This is a genomic window from Dialister histaminiformans (genome assembly GCF_900103425.1).
GTDB classification, from domain to species: Bacteria; Bacillota; Negativicutes; order Veillonellales; family Dialisteraceae; genus Allisonella; species Allisonella histaminiformans.
In genome coordinates this window covers 1-21,529 of the sequence record NZ_FMXA01000021.1, presented here as the reverse complement: position 1 = coordinate 21,529, position 21,529 = coordinate 1, and the positions used below count along the sequence as shown (strand labels likewise).

Annotated in this window: 14 protein-coding genes and 3 riboswitches; of the genes, 2 read left to right on the top strand and 12 right to left on the bottom strand. The window is 45.8% G+C overall.

The genetic code is table 11. The annotated features are described in order from the left end of the window. Positions 1 to 70: 70 nt before the first annotated feature. The 11 genes from BLQ79_RS06985 to BLQ79_RS06935 all read right to left on the bottom strand — a co-directional run bounded on the left by BLQ79_RS06985 (position 71) and on the right by BLQ79_RS06935 (position 17,888). Positions 71 to 964, bottom strand: a complete 894-nt coding sequence (locus tag BLQ79_RS06985; RefSeq protein WP_091365235.1) for a diguanylate cyclase domain-containing protein — start codon at positions 962 to 964, stop codon at positions 71 to 73. A gap of 11 nt (positions 965 to 975) precedes the next feature. Then, positions 976 to 1,275: a hypothetical protein gene (locus BLQ79_RS06980; protein WP_091365234.1), complete on the bottom strand. Its 300-nt coding sequence runs from the start codon at positions 1,273 to 1,275 to the stop codon at positions 976 to 978. Then, a complete protein-coding gene (locus BLQ79_RS08310) occupies positions 1,260 to 1,616 on the bottom strand; it encodes a hypothetical protein (RefSeq protein ID WP_091365232.1) in 357 nt (118 codons plus the stop codon). Before BLQ79_RS08310 ends, BLQ79_RS06980 begins: the two co-directional genes overlap by 16 nt. A 134-nt stretch (positions 1,617 to 1,750) precedes the next feature. Next, on the bottom strand, positions 1,751 to 4,684 hold the full coding sequence (locus tag BLQ79_RS06970) for a bifunctional diguanylate cyclase/phosphodiesterase (RefSeq protein ID WP_159427875.1): 2,934 nt from the start codon (positions 4,682 to 4,684) through the stop codon (positions 1,751 to 1,753). A 435-nt stretch (positions 4,685 to 5,119) separates the two neighbouring features. Next, positions 5,120 to 6,532, bottom strand: coding sequence for an alanine/glycine:cation symporter family protein (locus BLQ79_RS06965; RefSeq protein ID WP_200779853.1), 1,413 nt, complete (start codon positions 6,530 to 6,532; stop codon positions 5,120 to 5,122). 114 nt (positions 6,533 to 6,646) lie between these two features. Further along, a riboswitch (glycine riboswitch) is annotated at positions 6,647 to 6,744 on the bottom strand. Between the two features lie 335 nt (positions 6,745 to 7,079). After that, positions 7,080 to 7,179, bottom strand: a riboswitch (glycine riboswitch). Between the two features lie 400 nt (positions 7,180 to 7,579). Then, complete coding sequence (locus tag BLQ79_RS06960; RefSeq protein ID WP_091365229.1) at positions 7,580 to 8,395, bottom strand: hypothetical protein; 816 nt, start codon at positions 8,393 to 8,395, stop codon at positions 7,580 to 7,582. Between the two features lie 597 nt (positions 8,396 to 8,992). Beyond that, positions 8,993 to 10,375, bottom strand: a complete 1,383-nt coding sequence (locus BLQ79_RS06955) for an alanine/glycine:cation symporter family protein (RefSeq protein ID WP_091365227.1) — start codon at positions 10,373 to 10,375, stop codon at positions 8,993 to 8,995. Positions 10,376 to 10,506: 131 nt separating this feature from the next. Further along, a riboswitch (glycine riboswitch) is annotated at positions 10,507 to 10,605 on the bottom strand. Between the two features lie 661 nt (positions 10,606 to 11,266). Then, the gene (locus tag BLQ79_RS06950; protein ID WP_091365225.1) at positions 11,267 to 12,034 is read right to left on the bottom strand and encodes an alpha/beta hydrolase; all 768 of its coding nucleotides are present in this window, start codon (positions 12,032 to 12,034) and stop codon (positions 11,267 to 11,269) included. Between the two features lie 699 nt (positions 12,035 to 12,733). Then, positions 12,734 to 14,461 (bottom strand): DUF2357 domain-containing protein, encoded by a 1,728-nt coding sequence (locus BLQ79_RS06945; RefSeq protein WP_091365224.1) that lies wholly within the window; start codon positions 14,459 to 14,461, stop codon positions 12,734 to 12,736. Beyond that, positions 14,445 to 16,706 (bottom strand): McrB family protein, encoded by a 2,262-nt coding sequence (locus BLQ79_RS06940; protein WP_091365222.1) that lies wholly within the window; start codon positions 16,704 to 16,706, stop codon positions 14,445 to 14,447. The genes BLQ79_RS06945 and BLQ79_RS06940 overlap by 17 nt, the downstream gene beginning before the upstream one ends. 195 nt (positions 16,707 to 16,901) lie before the next feature. Further along, positions 16,902 to 17,888 (bottom strand): PPK2 family polyphosphate kinase, encoded by a 987-nt coding sequence (locus BLQ79_RS06935; RefSeq protein ID WP_234944948.1) that lies wholly within the window; start codon positions 17,886 to 17,888, stop codon positions 16,902 to 16,904. Between the two features lie 212 nt (positions 17,889 to 18,100). Between BLQ79_RS06935 and BLQ79_RS06930 the strand changes: the two genes are divergently transcribed. Beyond that, the gene (locus tag BLQ79_RS06930) at positions 18,101 to 18,862 is read left to right on the top strand and encodes a sulfite exporter TauE/SafE family protein (protein ID WP_200779852.1); all 762 of its coding nucleotides are present in this window, start codon (positions 18,101 to 18,103) and stop codon (positions 18,860 to 18,862) included. A 51-nt stretch (positions 18,863 to 18,913) separates the two neighbouring features. Next, positions 18,914 to 19,162: a TIGR03905 family TSCPD domain-containing protein gene (locus tag BLQ79_RS06925; RefSeq protein ID WP_091365221.1), complete on the top strand. Its 249-nt coding sequence runs from the start codon at positions 18,914 to 18,916 to the stop codon at positions 19,160 to 19,162. Positions 19,163 to 19,742: 580 nt separating this feature from the next. Here BLQ79_RS06925 and BLQ79_RS06920 read toward each other — a convergent pair. Then, complete coding sequence (locus tag BLQ79_RS06920; protein ID WP_091365219.1) at positions 19,743 to 20,621, bottom strand: DciA family protein; 879 nt, start codon at positions 20,619 to 20,621, stop codon at positions 19,743 to 19,745. Between the last annotated feature and the right edge of the window lie 908 nt (positions 20,622 to 21,529).

Below are 21,529 nucleotides of genomic sequence, written 5' to 3'. Positions count from 1 at the left end.
CACTGACCTATGTGCCTGTAAGGCTCAACCCGCCCAGAATCCTGAAAGGATTTGCAATCTTTGATTTGTATCAGACCTTTCCTTCCTTCATTATCTCCATCACCAGTATATAGATGACTTTTCCGTAGAAATTATTGAACACAATCCGGCTGTTGCCACGGCAGTAGCGGGGACTTCCGTTTTGGGTGATCATGCGGAATGGATGCCCCTGTTCCCGGCCTATAAAGAGTTCCTGTCTGTCATCAGTGTGTACCAGTTCTTCAAAACGTCCTTCATGCGTATGGGACATCAGTTCCCTGAGCGATGGATATCCGGCCAGACGTACCGCTTCTTTATTGGCATAGAGAATGCGATGTTCCCTGTTGCTGGTACAGATGAATACGCCGCCTGGAATATGAAGGGTATATCTGTATTTTTTCCCTTCCAGGGTAAGTACATGAGAAGCCTGGGAGAAATCCATGAGCCTCTTTTCCAGTTCCCGTATAGATGTTCCGCCCATGAACAGGAGAAATTCGTCGCCTCCATTTCTTTCCATATACGTATCCCTGTTAATTTTGAATATATCGTACATGGATCCAGCCAGATGCATAAGCACCTGATCCCCCAGCAGGTGGCCGTACCGGTCATTGAATGTCTTAAAGTCATCAATATCAAGAATGGCCAGCAGGAAGATTTTATCTCCATTAGCCTTTTTCCATTGCCGGACTTTCTTTTCAAAACCTATGCGGTTATACAGCCCAGTAAGCGGATCATGAACCGCTGCATACTGAGCAATGCGCTTATTTCCGTAAATCGAAAGCAGTGCAGCAAACAGACCCGCTGCCATAAAGATAGCAAGAAGGCCCATGCCGGCCTTCATCTTCAATTTATTTACCACATGCCATCCGTGATGAGGCATAACTGAAAGCTTCCATAGGCCTCCATCCCATACAAAAGCATACGATACAGCATAGTCATCCACCATGCCGTACTGACTTACCACCTGCCCGGCAGGGAAGTAGGAAACACTCTGCCGGGTAAGTACATATCTGTACCTTTAGCATGAAGGGCGGCAATGGTAGTAGCAAACAGTTTATCCTTATTAATCACTACCGATGCCAGTCCAATATAGCGCCGCGCTCCAGAGGAATCTTTCTGAAAAACCGGTGTATTGATAATAAGGCCGGCCTTTCTATTCGCCTTTCCCAACGGAACGTCCACCATACTATGTTCATCATTTTGGATATAGGAAGATGCCACTGCCTTATCCACAGCCTGTTCTATCGCCGGTGACACCAGTGCCCCTCAGGATACATCTGCCTCTCCCCGTCGGCGGGGGTCCAGACGATGGCGTGCATATACGGCCGCATCAGATCTGAGGCAGCCAGATGAAAATTATGAATAACCCCCTCATGATTTCTGGCTATATAATCCAGTGTATCCGATGCGTTCTGACTCACCATGAGATCCTTAATCAGAAATTCCGAATAAATCTGCGCGTCCAGACCGGCCTTATACCGTTCATTTTCCAGCTGCCGTTCATACTCTGTCATCATTTCCAGCGAAAACAGGAACAAAAGACATAGCAGAAATCCGATACTGAGAACAAAGGTGCGTTTCTTCAGCCTTTTCCTCATATCCTCTACGTTCAGTTTTAAGTTTTTTCTTCAAAATCGTCTTACCGCCATAACTGACTCCCTGATAACGCATCCGTAATAACCGATGCTCCTGCAGAGGACTCTTATTCCCGGTATCCTGTCTGCCCACTATTTCACTGATTACTGATTTCCAGGCCCTCACTATGCCTCATATGCTGCAGCATATGGTTCATTAAACTCTTATCCATAAAAGTAAACTGCAATAGTACAATGTCCCGATGTTTATGTTCTAAATAATCCACCACACAAGTCTGCACAAAACAGAATGAATGGTTATAAGGAACCATACTCCGCACCAGGCTTCCCTTTTTCCTGGCCTTTCGGGATACCTCCATAATCGGCGTATCCTTAAACCGGGAAAGCAATGTCTGCATGTCCCCTTCCTGATCCTGCTGCATGCACCGAAGTGTTCTTTCCAGTTCATCATTGAACCGCAGAAGGCGCAGCTGATCGCCATCCCTTTCAAACAGAAGGGAACAAAGCTGCCCGATGGAACATCCCTGTGAACCCTCTCCCTGTTGGAAGAATCGTTCCAGATCGATGGTCCCAATTCGATGATAAATCTTCCCATCCTCCTTTGGGGCGATGGAATCCCAGAACCACTGATGCCGGATAACATCCAGGGACTGAGGAGCACTGTAAATGAACCCCTGTATCAAGTCGCCGCCGCACTTCTGCACAAAATCCAGCTGCTTCTGATTTTCCACCCCTTCTACGACTACTTCCAGATCCAGTACATGGCAGAGATGAATAATATTCTGAATAATCAGCGGAGACTTCTTACTGCTTTCAAAATCCTCAAGGAATTTCATATCCAGCTTGGCTCCGTCCACATCATATTGCCGAAGGACATTGAGGGAAGATACACCGGAACCAAAGTCATCCACCCATACCTTGTATCCCTTCTTGCGCAGGCGGGACACATCCCTGCGAATATTATCATCATCTGCCAGAGCGGATTCTGTCACTTCCACCCGGAAAATCGACTTGGGAATCGGATAGGAAGAAACAATACGGTCTACTTCCTCTGGAATATCTATAGCCTGGAAATCATGGCGGGACAAATTAAAGGATACGAACAGATTTTTCTTCTGCTCTTCATCCAGCTTCTGGACAAATTCACAGGCCTTCCGGAGTACATACAGATCCAGCTTGTAAATATCATAGGACTTTTCCAGTACCGGAATATACTCGCCGGGAGAAAATACCCCCTTCCCCGGCACAACCCAGCGGGACAACACTTCATAGCCCCGGCATTTCTTACTCATCGTACCGATAATCGGCTGGAAATACACTTCTATCTGTTCCTTATCCAGTGCTTCCCTGAAATAATTCAGCACAAAAGCTGACTTCTTTCGTTCTTCTTCCACCTGAGGACTATAGAAACACATAGAGTGCACTGACTGATTTCTCAAGGTATCGCAGGCATATTTCGCATTGTCCAGAATGGCATCCAGATCAGGAACTGTCTTCATCACGTCATGGCTCCATATGCCGGCGCGGAAGAAAATATAACAATGCTCACGGCAGATGGCCACTTCTGACTGCACCCGGCGGATTCGCCTTTCTATGCCGCTGCATCGGGTAAATACATAGAAATGATCGCTTTCATGACGGCTGATAATACTTTCCGGAAAATACCGGCTCAGCCACCCCGCCGCCTTCACCAGGACTTCATTGCCTCCGGCATACCCCACCGCACGGTTGATTTCCTGGAACCGGTCAATATTAAAACAGATAACCGCCCAGCTTCCTTCATTGAGATTTTCCCTTTCCAGCCGCTTGCGAAATCCTTCCCGGTTTAAAAGGCCGGTAAGCTTGTCCATATAATTGACAGATGCCAGATTGGAAAGAATCTGATCGTCCTTCTTATTCTGCATGGACGCATCCACTTTCTGACTGCTGATCTGATTCTTGCCTCCCACCTTGGATGCATACAGATTCTCATCGGCCAACGACAGTGCCGTCCTCAACATAGACTCATTTTCCGCGCGTCCATAACTGTATCCGATACTCAGCGTATGCGGCTGTCCATCAGAAAACAGGGACATATACCCGGTACGCAGAAGCTCCAGCTCCTTATCCAGCAGATGGGTAGACACATCCTGGAGGATAATCAGAAATTCATCGCCACCATAGCGATAACATTTTCCGCCCAATGGATGAAATACTTTCCGGATATACTGTCCGGTCTTGCGCAGCACCTGATCACCAAACCGATGTCCATACCGGTCATTATAGATTTTAAAATTATCCAGGTCTATCATAATCATGATAACATGCTCTCCGGCAAAGGACGGAAAATCCTCCCGCAGGCCGGTACGGTTTTCCAGGCCGGTCAGTTCATCGGTACGGCTTTTCTTTTCCAGCGTTTTGTTTTCCAGCTCCGTACGGTGCATAAGCCAGAAATTCTGCTCCAGCCAGTGACGGCGCAGAGTCATGATAAACAGACAGAGAATATAGAAAATAACGATATCATACCAGTCCTGCCACGGTACCAGTATATGATATCGGACGATAGCAATTCCTATAGGAAGCATGCTGGTAAGAGCCACCACATACCCGCGGATACGACGCCAGTAGGGAAGACTGGACAAAGTCAGCATAATCAATACGGTTTCAAAAAAATAGCTGCTTCCCTTCTGGGTACTGAACACAGCAAATCCGGCCATAAATGCATTGATGAGCTGATTCAGGTAATTTATATTTAATACCTTTTCCGAATCCGATTCCCCGCTCTGCGCCATCTCCACCACCGCAAAGAGAATCTGCGGTACATTCAACAGAATCATCAGCGTATAAACAAGGCGGGAGGGAATCTCCGGAATCAATTCCGGTATTCCGGGATTATATGAACACCCCATAAGTCCGGCCAGACCGACACTGAAAACAACCAGCGAAACCGCCAGCCCGAACTGCATATTATTATCCGCAATAACCTGAAAAAACTCACGGCTATGTAAAAAGCTCTTTCGTTCCTCACTGAATTTCCAACGCAAAAACAGGAAGGATATAAATGTTTTAACACTTAGCTTTGGACCATTCATACAAGAATCCCTCTGTACATTATGAATGCACAATATTTCCCATAACATGTAACATAAACAGTTATTTATATAATATACCAGGTAAAGCCTGTACCTCAAGGGCGGAAAGAGTCGAAATCACAGGCCCTGAAGCTCGAGGACAGATGCTATATATAACGGCCGCTATGAAATTTCAGAGAAGGAAACGGTGGTATGCATCTCTTTGTACAGCTTTGAGAATCTTATCTTTTACCCAAAGGAAGACGTGACACATCATATCATCACCCCTTTTGCGTCACATATAGAGATAGGGCAGCGACTCATTTTTGCTTTTTACACAAAACGCCGGAAGCATATGATGTTTACATGTGCTTCCGGCGTTTTCTAAGGTAAGGAACGAAAATTATTTACTTGTATTTTCCCGGTTCGATATGGCCGGGGATTTTTTCTTTTTACTTATGCCTGTCCTGCCCGTTCGTTTTCTCTGAGCATGCGGATCCGATTCGCCTTGAGAACGCGTACTCTTCTGTTTCTTTCCTTTACATGGTTCAGGTACGCCTTGGTTTCACGTACTACGGTACCGGAGAGGAGAAGAAGGGCAATCAGGTTCGGGAATGCCATGAGGCCATTTACGATATCTGCCAGTGCCCAGATTTCTTCGAGCTTGAGGAATGCCGCGGTGGCAATGATGGCGATGTATACTACGCGATATGGCTTGATAGCCTTAGTACCAAAGAGATATACAAGGCAGCGTTCACCGTAATAGTTCCATCCCAGGATGGTGGTGAAGGCAAACAGGGCCAAACAGATGGTTACCAGATAGTTACCAAAAGAAGGGAATGCCTGAGCAAAGGCTCCGTTGGTAAGGGATGCGCCGTTGAGGTCGCCATTCCACAGACCAGAGGATACAACCGCCAGACCAGTCATTGTACAAATGATGATGGTATCGATAAAGGTACCGGTCATGGAAATGAGACCCTGTTCTGCCGGCCACTTGGTCTTAGCTGCAGCAGCAACGATTGGTGCAGAACCTAAGCCGGATTCATTGGAGAAGATACCACGGGCAATACCACTGCGGATAGTGGTCATTACCGTGGCACCGAGGAATCCGCCAACTGCAGCCGTAGGATTGAATGCGTCGTGAATAATGAGAGCTACCGCATCCGGTACTCTGTCAGCATATACTACCAGCAGCGCTACCACAGAGACGATGTAAAGAACAGCCATACCAGGAACAATCTTTTCTGCTGCCTTAGCGATAGACTGGAGGCCGCCGAGAATGATGACTGCTACCAGAATAGTAAGCACGGCATCGGTGATAATCGGCTGTACACCAAAGGTTACCTCAATGGAGGACATAATCGCATTGGCCTGGGTATAGGTACCCGATCCAAGACATGCGGTCATGACACCGAAAATGGAGAATAACACAGCCAGCGGCTTCCACTTCTTGCCAAGCCCCTGTTCAATGTAATACATCGGACCACCGGAAATATCGCCGTTAGCATCTACCTGGCGGTATCTTACAGCCAGACAACCTTCTGCGTACTTAGTCGCCATACCAAAGAAAGCGGCAATCCACATCCAGAGAAGAGCACCCGGACCACCCGCCTTGATAGCCGTAGCTACCCCTACAATGTTACCGGTGCCGACCGTAGCAGCCAGTGCAGTACAGAGAGCCTTGAAACTATCAATATCACCATCCCCGCGGTTTCTTGCGAAGAAAATCAGCTTCAACGCCCGTGGCAGGCTGGTTATCTGAATTAATCCCAGACGGATGGTGAATAATACACCTACACCGAGGAGCAGAATTAATAGCCATGGCCCCCACACGGCACTGTCAATCGTGTTTAAAATTTCCAACAGCATAATTTTTCATCCCTTCATCCATTAACGAAAATCAAAAGCCGACCTTGTATTCAGGAATACAGGGCCGGCTAAAATCCATTTCATTAAGCTGAAAAGAATTCACTGCTTTCACAGTGATGCCGCCCTGTCCTTTTGCCTGAGAGATCGGGGTCTTAAGTAAGACCTTTACACCTTCGGCGTCCAATTGAATGGAACTCTCCAGAGTTGTGTCCGCATACAGTTTCGTGTCTTTCGACGCCTGATAGTGTTACTCCTTCGGCAGACTTCCTATTAATGGTATACTCATTAATAAGTTAATCTTTTTCTGCATACATCATCCACTTATTTTGATTGAACGTATTATACACTCAATCTTTCTATTATGCAATATACTTTTTTAATTATCTAAATTTAGCATATCCTTTTCTGACTATGCGTAAAAAATATCGCTTCTCCTTTTTCTCCTATACTCCTATGCTCCCAATAAAAAACCGCCAGCTCCTTAACGAAAAAGAAAAGGAGGCCGGCGGAATAAAAAATTCATCATCCACTACGCATGGCGTTACCATGTCGGCCCCCTGTCCTTTTGCCTGAGAGATTAGAGCCTGGAAATCCAGACCTTTACACCTTCGGCGTCCGATTAAACGGAACTCTCCAGAGTTGTGTCCACATACAGTTTCGTGTCTTTCGACGCCTGATAGTGTTACTCCTTCGGCAGAATAAGCATATACTTATTCGTTTTTCTGTATGCATCATTCACGATTTGTGACCTTATTATATGTCTGTCATGAGTAAATTGCAATACGTAATATTAAACTTTTTCTATATTTATCATATAGTTTATTTTTCATTTATATAATCAGGAGCATCATGAAAAAATTAATTACGTTATTTTCTTTTCTCAAGAAACTTAAAAAGAGAGACCCTATTTTTATCGAGTCTCTCTTCCCAGAGAAAAACTTCTATCTATAAAAGAGAGTTTTTCGTCTTCATTTCCATATTTTATATGTTAATAAACAATAGCTGTCCTATTATCCATACAGCCTAATCATCCTATAATTTTTGGTACTAATATAATTGGTTTCCATTCATTGTTAAATGTTCAGCAGTATATCCATCATTAGTAGCTTTTAGCTGCACCTTGAATGAATTACGAATTGATGCACCAAAACTATTCTGTGCATCAACAGTACCAAAGAATATAACTCCATCCGGATTCTTAATATATCTATAACTTCCTGAATCAAAGTCTGCACTGTCAGGTGACTTTAATACCGCTTTAACTGCTTTTTCACTGGCCTCAGTTGCTTTCCGGTCCTCAGAATAACTCATAAGATGATCACTGATTTGACTATGTGCCTGTCCCTCAAACCAAAGGGGAACTAATTTATACTGTATAGATTGTAAATTATTATCTTTGCCTACCGTAATACTAATGGATCCATTTTCAGGATTATAATCTGTATTTTTTGCCTTGATATCCAGGGTATAGTCATTATTTTCCTTTTTAGTTATATCTTCTATTTCTCCAAGACCTACTGAATCAAGTGCATTGGCCACATCTTTGGCCTGTTCTGCACTTAATCCACACTTGGAAGAAAGTAATGTTTCATTCGTTTCCGTAATAGATTGCTGATTGTTTACTGTCTGTTGATCTGGTATATTCGGAGACATTATCACGAACGTTAAAAATCCACAAAAAAATACAATCCATAAAGTAGCCCATACCTTAACAGCCATTTTGCGATTCCAGATTTTTCCACAGAACAGTTTGGGTAATGTTCCTTTAATAGTTCCCCACTTCGGATTTATCAAAGATGCAATAATCATACCTATGCTAACTACGCTAAGGCAAAAGCAAACAAACGAAAGAAAACCTAGCATGAAATATCCTCCCACTTAAATAATTACTATGCATAATAAAATCCAACAATATTGGCTAAATTAATTACCATATATAATTCCCTGCTACCAATTTTTAAGCTAATTTTCTAACATACTTGCAATTTTACTCAACTCCATTAATGTATTTCATTAACTTCTGTCTTTTATTTATTTTTATTCTTTTGTTTATTTTTATAATTAGATTATATCATATTATTATAAATACAAAAAACTAAATTAGTCTAACAGTTACAAACCTCTGACTCGGGACCATACAACAGACAAAATATCTACAGAATAAATATGGTAATTATTCATTAACAAGCAAAAACAGCAAGAACCTAAAATCAATCAGATTCTTACCAGTTTTTCTATATAAGAAATGCCATATGCAGTATTTACCACTCAGAATTTTTCTATGAAATATTCTGCGGTCTATGAGCTCCAGCTCATTTTTTCCCTGGGCAAAAAACACAAAAAATGTCCTATAACCCCCAACAGCAAGCTTCAGCTTGCTGGAATCACCTCATATTTTGTACCTTTTTCATCATGCTAAAAGGCAATAAAAAACTGCAGCCATCAAGTAGCTGCAGTTTTTTATTTGTTATGCAATTCCTTTTCTGTTTTGATTTCTTCTTCCTCTTCCTTCACATTTTCATTGAAACGTCTGGTTTCCGCTACCACTACCCCGGAAAGGCCGATAAGGGCAATCAGGTTTGGAATGGCCATGAGACCGTTTACGATATCGGCCAGTGTCCAGATTACTTCCAGCTTGAGGAATGCAGCGGACGCAATCAGGAGAATAAATACGATACGGTAGGGAAGAATAGCCTTTGTACCTGCCAGGTAGGTCATGCAGCGTTCACCGTAGTAGTTCCATCCCAGGATGGTGGTGAAGGCAAAGAGAGCCAGGCAGATGCAGAGGAGATAACTTCCGAAGGCTGGATAAGCCTGTGTGAAAGCTGCGTTGGTGAGAGCAGCACCGTTGAGGTCGCCTTTCCATACGCCGGTTACTACCAGAGTAAGGCCTGTAAGGGTACAGATAATGATGGTATCGATGAAGGTACCGGTCATGGAAATGAGCCCCTGTTCTGCCGGCCACTTGGTCTTAGCCGCAGCGGCTACGATTGGTGCAGAACCTAAGCCAGATTCATTGGAGAATACACCGCGGGCAATACCGCTTCTCATAGCCAGCATGACCGTAGCTCCCAGGAAACCGCCGGTTGCTGCGGTAGGTGTGAATGCATCATGGATAATCTGGTAAACCGCATTAGGAATCTGATCAGCAAAGATAACCAGAATAGAAATCGTTACCAGGAAATACAGAACCGCCATAGACGGAATAATCTTTTCTGCGGTCTTGGCAATAGACTGCAGACCCCCGAGTGTGATAGCTGCTACGAGAACCGTGATAATACCGCCTACTACGTATGGGCTCACACCGAAAGTAATATTGGCAATATCGATAATGGCGTTAACCTGAGCAAACGTACCGATACCAAAGTAAGCAACCAGTACGCCGAATATAGCGAACAGTGTGCCCAGAGGCTTCCACTTGTCACCGAGACCATTCTTGATGTAATACATCGGGCCGCCGGAAATATTTCCCTGATCATCCACTTCACGATACTTAACTGCCAGTACACCTTCTGCATACTTGGTAGCCATACCGAAGAAAGCAGCAACCCACATCCAGAACAGAGCGCCCGGGCCGCCGGCCTTGATTGCCGTAGCTACACCGACAATGTTACCGGTGCCGACAGTAGCGGCCAATGCGGTACAGAGAGCCTTGAAGCTGTCAATATCGCCTTCGCCATCATTTCTGGCTGTAAAAATAAGTTTAAAGGCCCGTGCCAGCTTGGACAGCTGCAGCAGACGAAGACGGAAAGTAAGCAGAATACCAGTTCCCACCAGAAGCACCAGAAGCGGCGGTCCCCATACAAAGCTGTCAATACTATTTAATACATCTAAGAAATTCATTTGTGTTCCCCCTTCGAAACAATACTATTTTCAGCATAGTGTGGTTCTTACTTCAAAGAGGAATAAAAAAACCGGTTCCTTTCAATTCTCTGGAACCAGTATGCAAACAAACACACGCCATTATACGTGTATATCGTTGCTCTGTCCTTTTGCCTGAGAGATTTGGGTATGCACTGCATATCCTTTACACCTTCGGCGCTCATCCATTGAGACTCTCCAGAGTGTGTCCATATACGTTACCTATCTTTGCAGACACCTGAGAGCGTTACTCCTTCGGTAGGCCCATAGCCTTCTCACGTATACTTCGTCCACCACTATGCTGTTGTGCTTTCCATTATAGGACGCAACATCTCAGGTTGCAATGCCTTATTTCTAAAATTTTAGAAAAATTTCTATGAATACATAGATTCCGCAGCAGAAAACACTATGAACGCCTGTAAAAACCTGTTCACAATATTCACATCGTTTTCCACTTTTTCAGCCAATTTTTGAAAAAGCTGGCAGCAGGGGGAAAGATTCGAAAATTGAGTTTAGAGATTGGAGAGGGATTACCAACATGGAGAGAAACAGACATCAGACGTCAGACCGGAACCCTTCGCGGCTTCCTTTCAGACGGAAAGAACTCAGAACATTTGCATGCTTTCCTTCGCGCCAACATACACGAATTAACTTTCCAACAGACAAACTCAGGAGGGTATTTTTTCTGACGGGGTTAAGCCAGGCGCCCGGACCGTCCGAAATTTCGAGGTAAGCTGGGATAAGCTAGTCGCCAAGACCGTCCGAAAAGCCCCTTTTCGTGACAGGCTTTCGCCCTGACAAGGAATCGCCTCATTTCAGGTTCTCCGCTGTACTCTGTACGCGGTGGTCCTGAAATGAATCGAATGACGCCGCTCAGGACGGAAGACCGTCCGAAAAGAACTCTATTATCGTATGTATAGCATAATCCATCAACTTCTGATCCCGGAAGGGATGGTCTGCCCCTTCTACGGGGATAAATTCGATGACGTTATTTTCTGCGAATTCTCTTGAATCCTCTATAGGTGCCATGGTGTCTTCTGTGCCATGTAAAATCAGCATATCATCGGCCCAGTCGAAGTATTCGTATTTTGTGATGTCGCTCTTTTTCAAATCGTCCAACAGTTTCTGATCCACTTTCATCTTCCGGTCAAAACCGATGGAAATTTCTTTTCCTTTGGCGAGTTTTTTCAGATTTTCCTCATCGAAATTGTTCAGCATGAGTTTGTACATCTGAATTCCCGGGCAGCGAAGAGCCACACGGGTAAAGGGGTTTCCTATTTCCGCCATGTATTTCAGGGTCAGATAGCCGCCGAAGCTGACAGAATAGATGAACAGTTTTTCTGCCTTCAGTTCATTTTTGCAGTAATTGACCACGAAGGTAAGATATTTCATGCATTCATCCAGTTCCAGCTTTTTACGGGCATCCTGCCCATGACAGGGCCAGTCGAAGGCCAGAACAGCATCGTTCTTATACTTGGCAATTTCTTTTTCGGCAAACCGGGTAATATTCGGTTTATCCTTATTACTGCCAAAACCATGGGTACAGATGACCACCCGTTTAAACGTACGGGCATGCCCCTGATGAAACAGGCGGCAGCGCACACTGTACCCCTCTTCATTAATTGAAAAATCTTTTTCCATATATGCATTTCCTCCGGAAATCAGATATAAATCAGATCTTAGATGTGAGAATTGAGAGATGAGCCTTCGGCTCATGGTCGGTGCGAGCTAGAGGCTCGCAGGTCGGTACATCCTGAACGGATGTAGGTCGGTGCCTTAACTTCAATATGGCAGGTCGGTGTGCCTCCTGCAGAGGCACAGGGGGTGGATTCTGCGAATAGCCTCTTTTATAAAAAAGTGATGAGCAACATATTACCGCTATCCCCATGGATTCAAATACAGCATTCTACTTTCCACCGACGCACGTCGGTGGAAAGTAGAATCCTCTATGTTGGGATAAGGGAAAGCATGCAAATGTTCTGAGTTCTTTCAGTCTGAAGGGAAGCTCTCCAGCTTCCGGTCTGATTGTCTGCAGACGGCTACAGTAGTTTGTCTGGTGGAAAGTTAATTCTTGTATGTTGGCGCGAAGGAAAGCATGCGAAACGTTTTCCTCTCTGGAGAGAGAGGAGGGCCATCGTAGATGGCGGAGAGTTGATTCCTGTATGTGCATCGTAAGGAATTATAGGTAAAGCTCCTGACTCTGGCTGCTCCTAAGTTCTTTCAACCTCTGCTTAACCACATAATCAATATACTCACATACCCCTGACAGATTACTGAAAACCTCTTTATTCGTAAACCGCAATACAAGAATGCCAGTTTGAAAAAATGTTTCCGACCTTTTTAATTTTTCAGCATCTTTATATACTCTTCCAACCGCTCTGCCAGTTCTTTTGTGGTATCTTTTCCCGGCGAGAGGGACACGAAGCGGAGGCTGTAATCTTCGTCACCGCTTCCGGCCGCTTTTCTTGGAAATACGGCCCACACTTCTTTAACCGGCCGGGCGTTCATCAGGGATTCTCTTTCACTCATATGGTCGTAGTACCGGGTGTTCATATCGTGATAGGAATTGAACTGACTGCGCAGGCTGGCACTTTTTTCTTTGTCCTGCCAGAGATAGTATACATCCCGGTATTTGAAATCAGCGACCAGAGAGCCCATATAGGCTTTTTCCTGATAATAATCCATGCGGAAATCCGGCCGGCGATGCCAGGTGTTGGTATACAGCGGATTGTGTACCCGGTTAGTTTCTTCTCCGGACCCGGGAATATCCTTATCATAAGCCAGACGCAGCATATCCCCCTGCCTTGTGAGAACAATTTCTGTTCCTGCATCGAGATAATCCAGCCGATACCGGCCTTCTTCTGTCTTTACGGCCGGACCTTCTTTCATCTGCCAGCCAGACGAAAGGAGCGCCTTTACAAACTGAAGGAAACACCACATTTCATACAGCTTATCCGTCCGCTTCCACTGGAGCAGATAGACCGGAGATACAAATACGCTGTCTTCCGGATGTTCCAGATGCTTGTGAAGACGGTACAGGGCGCCATATCTTGGATCCATGAAGAGCTGCATGGGAATGTTTTTCGGCATGGTTGGCTTCGTTTCCCTGAACCACTCCGCCTCCGTGACAGCCGCTACCGCAGACAGCAGCTGCCGGGTGCGCCGGAGATAGGTTTCCAGTTCAGTTCTTCCTTTTTCCATACGGCTGTCAGACGCAGAAGAGAAATACAAGGAGCTGTTTCCCCGGGTTTCCTCTATCAGCCTCTGCAAATTTCCGGCAAAGGAACGAAGACTCTTCTCCAGTTTTTCCAGAACTCCGCGGGCAAAGCGATTTTCTGCCACATTCCATGTGATTTCCTTTACCTGCACCATTGGGCGGTACCGCCCCTCTTCTTTCCCGGATACGCGGATGCGGGATGGCTGCATGGAGTCCATCACCCGGGGAGACAGAAACCGATGTTTCCACGCAATGCGGCTGTTGGCCGTATGGGCCAGTTCTTCCAGCGCGCGAAATACCTGAGGAAACATATCATCAATGATATAGAACCGGAGCAGCATGCGACTATCCATGCCTTCCATGCTTCCATGATACCGGTCCATATGGATATGCCGGCACATGAAATCAAAGGACAGATGGCGGATTTCCTTCGTCAATTCCTTCTTCATGTCCTTCCAGCTTTTCTTTTCCAGAAAGCGGGGTGTCACTTCCACCAGGGAATACCAGGACTTGCCCTCTCCGGTGACGGTCATAATGTAGTAGCCAGGCACCAGAGGAAAATTCTGCCCTTCAAACAGAGAAAAGACACGGCCTCCCTGCGGGGTAAGCCAGGTCTGTCCTTCTTCATCCTGCTCTCCGTCAGCATTGAATATATCCAGTCCGTCCATAGTGAAACGGAATCCGTCCGGAGCGGAGAAGCGGAGATTTACATCCTGATTTTCAGAAAACACCAGAGCCGGTTCCTGCTCGCCATCCATAAGTTCCTTTATAGAAGGAATAAATTCCGTAACCCGGCGCCCTTCCGGAAAATCCCGACGGCAGAACACGGTCAGTTTAAAGGGTATAGTCATAGGTCCTCAGCTCTTTCGCCTTTCTCTCCAGCACGCGCAGAGATTCCGTGAAAGCGGATACCTGGCTGTAATTCTTCAGCAGTTCAGGGAATCGCCCCATCAGCTTATTTTCTTCATTGAGCGAAGTAAGGTAGCCAATCTGTTCCTGGCTGCCTCTTACCTTGGTCAGCACACGCTGTACAATCTGCATATCCAGCGCTTCTTTGCGATTCATTGGACTGCCAGACGGGATATTGGCCAGATAGCGGCTCATGTCAGAAACTACACGATAGCCGATTCCGCCGCTGGTTCCCCGTTCGTCCAACGCCGCATTGAGATCATCCAGCAGATGCAGCTCCTCATCCGACAAGGTCACTACCCCCTCATCCTTCCGGAACTGGCGGTATTCATCCGCACTCACTTCCACTTCCGGTGCCACTTCTCTGCGGGTGAGTCGTGCCATATCGGAGAATTTCCGCTGATGAAGCGTAATCACATTGGCGCGGTCGAGAATCTTATCCGAGAAATGATAGGTGGACTCATCCACATTCACTGTCCCCATAAAGAGCACATTATCCATCAAAGGAATACGGGCCGGATAATCGCTGTGGTTGTATACCCTGTCTTCCAGGGATGGATTATACAACTGAATGGAAGGATTTTCCCTCTTTTCCAGTACAGAAATGAACTGAGCAAAATAATATTCTGCCCGTGCCAGATTCATTTCATCAAAACATACAATATACATCTTTTCCGGATGCCGGGACGCATTGACCAAAAGTTCTGCCAGTCCGGTATCGGATGGGAAATACAACATGCGGTTTCTATCCAGGTATCCGAGAAGATCGCCATCATCCATCCAGGATGGACGTACTGGAAGGAAGGCTATCTGAGACGGAGAAAGTCCCAGGGTTTCTCCATACAGGCGTACCAGCCCCGATTTTCCCGTTCCGCTCCGTCCGGCCAAAATCACCAGACGGGACGATTTGGCAGAAATATGGAAATTGTACAGATCCCGTTCATCATAAAGGAATCCTCTCTCCTTTACCCGGCGGATAAACCGGTGGATAAAGGCCATTTCCTCATCTTCCCGCTTCTCCTCTTTTGCCTTTTTTTCTTCCTTCTGATTCATTACCTTCTCTGCCTTCAGAGCCGCTGTTCTGGATTTTTCCTGTGATGTGGATTTTTCAGACGCTGCATTCTCTCTCTTTTCTTCCGTCTTTTCTGCGGTGCCTTCTTTTTCCAAAGCGCCATCTTCTTCCGCTCTGCTGTTTTTCTGCACCGGCGGCTTTACCTTTTCCTGCGTATCTTTTGTTTCCGCCGTCTTTCCCTTTGTCGTTTTTCCGGCAATTTCCGGCCGCTCGTTTCTGCCTGCTTCATCAGAAGATTTGGAAGATGCCGGCATAAGCATCATATCGCGCACAGTCTGATCCAGTGCCTGCTGCGAAATGATGGCCCCCTGATTTTCCGGTTTCTCCTCATCCAGAAGAGGCACGAATTGTTTCTTAAGCACATGCATTACCGACTCTGGTACAAACCACAGCGGATCATGGTGACAGCGGACTACATTTTCCACCAGAAGCGGGTCATCAGCATAAAAGAATGCCCAGGTAAGATTATCCTTCTTTACATGGAAATAAGCTCCGCCCTGGCCGATATGCATATCCTTAAACGCCTTATCTTTCCGTGGCATGAGGCAGAGGAAACGCTGTTTTCCTGAATCATCTTTCCCCGCATGGATTACCAGCATCTGCGGTACTTCCGTACGCACCCATTGTTTCTTTCCCAGTCCCGGGAGCGGTTTTCCTGCCAGCAGATGGGCTATCAGCTTGTCCATATCCCCATCAAACAGCGGCTTATCCCATGTTCCGAACACAGGAATGGGAAGATAGGCTTCTTCCTTATTGATATACGTAGTGCCATATTCCTGCACCAGATCGGTCACCACAAAATACTTGTCATTCTTCAATCCAGGAGTAAACAGAAAAAATGCATTTCCAAATGTCTTTTCCAGTTCCGCCTCTGCTGCCTCTTCATTAGGGAATGCATTGATAGGATATCCCAGTTCATTCATAAATCCGGTAAAGCCATATCCCCGTTCCCTGGCTTCCTGAAAATCCAGTGGAAGTGGAGACAGCGGTTCCATAAAGAACCGGTAGTCCGTCTTTCCTTCCCCGGGCCGGGAAATCTTGACCCCTTTCCGTATATACCCAAGAACTCGTCCTTCTCCCTGAAGAAGATGCATTTTTTCATTACCTTTATTCATTTGTTTTTTCCTTTTTTTACAAAACATAGGCATCCTATGTTTTACCACTTATTTATTTTGTTTCACGTGAAACATCCTGTTTTGCACTATGGCATAAAACAGGCGCCAATGGACAGTACATTAGCGCCATGCCTGAAATAAATCCCTTCCGCTATGAATTCCCCATCCCATCATAGCCGGCGTATGTCCCTTACCTTACTTTGTTTCTGTATTTTTCTGTTCCGTCTTATTCCCAGACTCTGCGTCCAGAGCTGCCTCTTTAGCCTTTATCTCTTCCGGGCTCATATCGAGCAGCTCATCCACATCATCCACCTGCTGAATCAGTTCCTTGAAGCGTTCCAGCTGGCGTACAACTTCCGGAGACAGCTCCGGGAATTTCGGCTTCAGTTTCTTCAGTTCCCGGATGACGATATGGGCTACCACATACCGGGTAAACCACTTATTATCTGCCGGTACAATATACCACGGTGCATAATCGGTCGATGTCTTGGAAATCATTTCCCCATAGAATTTCTGATATTCATCCCAGTACTTTCGCTCCGTTATATCCGATACCGCAAATTTCCAGTTCTTCTGCTTATTGATAATGCGGTCAATCAGGCGCTGCTGCTGTTCTTTCTTAGATACGTGAAGGAAGATTTTAATCATCGGGAATCCATTCTGATACAGATATTTTTCCCAGTTCATAATCTGTTCATACCGTTCATCCCATATGTTATCCCCTACCAGTTCCTGCGGCATGGAACCATTTTTTAGCAATTCATGTACACGGGTCACCATGACGTCTTCATACTGTGACCGATTGAACACACAGATTTCCCCGCGGGCTGGCAGTTCCCTGTTGATACGCCAGAGATAATCATGACTCAGTTCCGCTGAATTCGGCGTCTTGAAAGAGGCCACTTTGAGACCGCTCGGATTGAGCTGGGAAAATACATGATTGATTGTCCCATCCTTACCTGCCGCATCCATAGCCTGCAGAACAAAAATCAGACCATATTTCTTTTCTGCATACAACCTTTCCTGTAAATCCCGCATGGCCGTAAGTACCTTGGGCATGAGCACTTTCTTTACTTCCAGCTTGTTCATGTTCTCCTGATCACACCGAGTAGAAAAACGACTCAGTTTAATCTTCTGGTGATGTTTAACCCGATATCGTTCAATATCCAATGCTGTATCCATAATAAGCCCCCTTCAGATACTCGTCTGAACTGTCAATATATGCCTGATTTCCATATTCTTACATTTCCATGCTCTTAATAGTAGTATAAACTCAGGATAAGCCACATCTCAAGGGCTGCCCTGAACAAAGCTCCGTTTTGTCTGTCCACAGGTCCTCTCTCCTTATGCTATTATAGAATTACGTTTATTTTGTATTACTACAGGGAGTTGTCATGGAAATTACGTTGCTGACATATCTTATCGTCTGTCCTTTAACTTTTCTTGCCGGATTTGTGGATGCCATTGCCGGGGGAGGCGGACTTATTTCCATTCCTGCCTTCATGTTTACCGGTATGCCCATGCATTATGTTATCGGTACCAATAAGCTGTCCTCATCACTGGGAACCACGCTGGCAACCTATAAATATGCCAGAAAAGGATATATTCAGTGGCATGCTGCCCTGTACTGCACAGTTTGTGCGTTTCTGGGATCATTTACCGGTTCCCATCTGGCACTGCTCCTGGATCAGTCGCTGTTCCGTGTAATCATTCTCATCATCCTTCCGATTACCGCCTATTATGTACTCCGTGGAAAATCCTTTTCCGGTGACCGGAACCCGTATCCGGAAAAGAAAACCATACTCATCGCCATGGCCTCAGCTCTTCTCATCGGCGTCTACGATGGGTTCTACGGACCAGGCACAGGCACATTCCTGCTTCTTCTCCTCACCGGAGCCGCCCATATGAAGCTGACGGAGGCCAACGGTGTTTCCAAGTTCATAAACCTGATGACCAATTACACCGCCCTGGCCGTATTTCTGTACAGTGGCACAGTCTATATCACCCTGGGGCTGGTAGCCGGAGCCTTCAATATTGCAGGAAACTGGCTGGGAACCCGGGCCTTTGAAAAAGGCGGCGTACGGACAGTAAAGCCCATTATCCTCGGTGTGCTCGTCATCTTCTTCATCAAGACCATCTACGATATCATGGTATAATGACATGAAAACAGGTTCGGAAATTCAGAAGAAAAAGAAAGGAAATAACTTATGAACAAACACGTAGAATACAATCCGGAAGGCGTATGCGCCAGGAAAATTGAATTCGATCTGGAAGACGGAAAACTCCATAACGTCCACTTCACCGGAGGATGCCCGGGAAACCTCGCCGCTATCGGCAAACTGATAGAAGGTCAGGAAGCAGAAAAAATCGCCGGCATATTAAAGGGAAACCTCTGCCGGGGAAAAAACACTTCCTGCGCCGATCAGCTGGCAAAGGCTATTGAAGAAAATAAATAGCCAGAAGTCAGAAAGATTTGCTAGGCTGTGACTTAACGTCAGAATGTCAAGTCTTTGCCATCTCAACGAGATGGCAGGGGGTGGATTCTGCGAATAACATTTCTGAAAAAAACAGACGCAAAAAAGCAGAAAGAATCTTTTTATTTGATTCTTTCTGCTTTTCTTTTTCTGCTTATGTGCCCGGACCGCTCACATAATTTCGTGACCGTCTTGTCGTTGCTTCACCACAATTTCGTGACAGGCCGGGATGCAGAAGTGGTTTTGGGTAGCAAAAAAGACGTGTGACTGTACATAGAAGTACGTCATGCGTCATTTTTTGGTACCCGAGGCCGCTTATGCGCCCGGACCGTCCGAAATTTCGAGACAGGCCGGGATGAATAGGTTGTTCCGGGGTGAAAAATCTCTTTCTGGACTGTACCCGTAGTACGTTCAGGACGGAATATTTTTTTATTTAATTTCGCGGCAGGCCGGGATGGATGGGTTATCTCGAGTGAAAAAATGCCCTCTGGACTGTACATAGCAGTACGTCCAGAGGGCATTTTTTTGCTCGGGATAAGCCAGTCGCCCGGGCCGCCCGAAATTACCACTTTTTCTCTCTCAGCCGCTCCAACTTCTCTCTTGCTTCTTCCTCTGTTATTTCTTCCATCGGCTTATGAATCAGAAGGGCCAAAAGCCTGCGGCGGTTTTCTTTTCCATTCACCTTGTCATATATAGCCTGTTCCAGTTTGGTCTCCAGAAATTCGTGGGCTTCTGCATATTCCCGATAAGTCGAGGGAATGACCTGACGGGTCATTTCATATCCATAGTGGGGATGTTTTTTCAGAAGGGCAATGATCCGGTTTCTTCTGGCTATGGAAATTTTTCTTCCGCAATCCTGGCATACCTTTCTTTCCGGAGGGATAAGGGTTCCACATCCGGGACAGGGATGATACCCGGCAGCCAGTTCCCCTTTTCTTTTCTTCAGAGATCCGGCCATAAGTTTTTCAAACACAGGCCCCAGGCGTTCATCCGTCACATGCCCTGCCACCCACTGATCAATCCACTGTTTTTCCGACTCATTCAGCGGCTGGCTCATGCGCTGTTTTTCTTTGGCAATCGCCCGGTTCACCGGATCTACGGTGCTTCTGGGATGATTTTTTGTCTGTTTGGGGCCAATGCGGAAACGGATATCTGTAAAACGGGCTCCGAAAGGATCTTTATGTATCTTTTCCAGAATCTGCGCTTTGAGCATAGTCAGCTGACTCAGCCACACCGAATTGGTCACCTGTACATAGAGCACCTCACCGGAAGCGCCGGCAATATACGATTCCCTGGCCATAAGCTCCCCGGCAAAGGAGGGCCATTTCTGACGAAACAGGAAATACTGAAATCCGTCACTTTCCATGAAACGCCGATGATTTTCCTTAAGAATATCCGACGCCTTCTCCAGATAGCCGGAAGATTTTCTGTAAGCAGACATAAAGGCCTCCTTTCGAGTAAATACAGGATTGAAATGTGAGAATTAGGAAACGAGGGGTAAAAACCGATTGGAGAATGGAGTCACCAGATGTAAGAAAAAAGGAAAATTTTTGTAAAGAAGGGTGTCGATAACAGCCACATGATTTCCTATCCACTAACATACAAAGATGAGTCTTCGGCTCATGGTCGGTGTGAGCTATAGGCTCGCAGGTCGGTACATCCTGAACGGATGTAGGTCGGTGCCTTAACTTCAATATGGCAGGTCGGTGTGCCTCCTGCAGAGGCACAGGGGGGGTAGATTCTGCGAATAGCCTCTTTTATAAAAAAGTGAGGAGCAACATATTACCGTTATTCCCATGGATTCACATACAGCAATCTACTTTCCCCCACCAGCCAACAAAGACCGGGCTGTCAATAGTATGGAAATCAAAGATTTCATAATTCTATGGACTTACAGCCAATGACGACAAGCTATTGTCGTCATTCCACCCTTTCTCTCCAGAACGGGAAACCTTTGAGCCCCTGCCCTTATCAATTCAAATTCATTCTGTGAGATTGCGTTGTTTATTTTCTCCTCGATACTTATATCTTCATCAAAAAATGTATATCTACTATTTTATGCTATACCTCGCCGAATCGTTAACAGGTAGAAGCTATACCGAAGGAAAGCTTCTAAGATATTTCCCTCTCTGGAGAGAGAGGGTAAAGGTCACAAACTTTGTCTGCTGTCGGCAAATTCCTATGGGATTCGGGACGGTGTGAAGCGGAATGTTTTCTTCTTGCAAAGGGTAAGAATGCAAAAGCTGATTAATGGAAGCATGCAAAACGTTTTCCTCTCTGGAGAGAGAGGAGGGCCATCGTAGATGGCGGAGAGTTGATTCCTCTTTGTTGGGATAAGGGAAAGCAAAA